Source organism: Ornithinibacillus californiensis, assembly GCF_001038485.1.
Classification (GTDB): domain Bacteria; phylum Bacillota; class Bacilli; order Bacillales; family Amphibacillaceae; genus Ornithinibacillus; species Ornithinibacillus californiensis.
Map to the genome: position 1 here is coordinate 1 of NZ_LDUE01000024.1, position 476 is coordinate 476.

At 37.2% G+C, this 476-nt stretch carries 1 protein-coding gene; it reads left to right on the plus strand.

Annotated elements, in window-relative coordinates; genetic code table 11:
- Positions 1–476 (plus strand): transposase (locus TE34_RS06600; protein WP_047984051.1); only part of this gene is annotated, 476 nt, incomplete at both ends.

The following is a 476-nucleotide window of genomic DNA, read 5'->3' on the forward strand; positions in this document are numbered from 1 at the left end:
CATGGCAAGAACAAGGGATTTCGTTTGTCGTTCGAATTTCGAAGAGTATAAAAGCTGTTCCTATCGAAAGATATGAAAGTAATCATCCAGCAATTATTAGTGACGCAAAAGTCCGATATAGCTATGCGGATGAGCCAATTCGTTTGGTAGAATTTAAAGATGAAGAAGATAAAATCTATCGACTAATGACAACTCGATGGGACTTATCTGCACAACAAATTATGGACCTTTATCGTTATCGTTGGACGATTGAGACCTTTTTTCGCTGGGTGAAACAACACTTAAATTTGGTGAAGATTTGGAGTACAAAGCCACAAGGAATGTGGAATCAAATGTTCCTTGCCTTAGCTGCATATGGCCTAGCTTTAATCCTTCAATTACAAACGAAAACAGAAAAGAGACTATGGCCATTTTTAAGGTTAATGAGAACGTATATGTATAAGACTTACAACGAGTTCTTTAAGGAGCTTCATCGA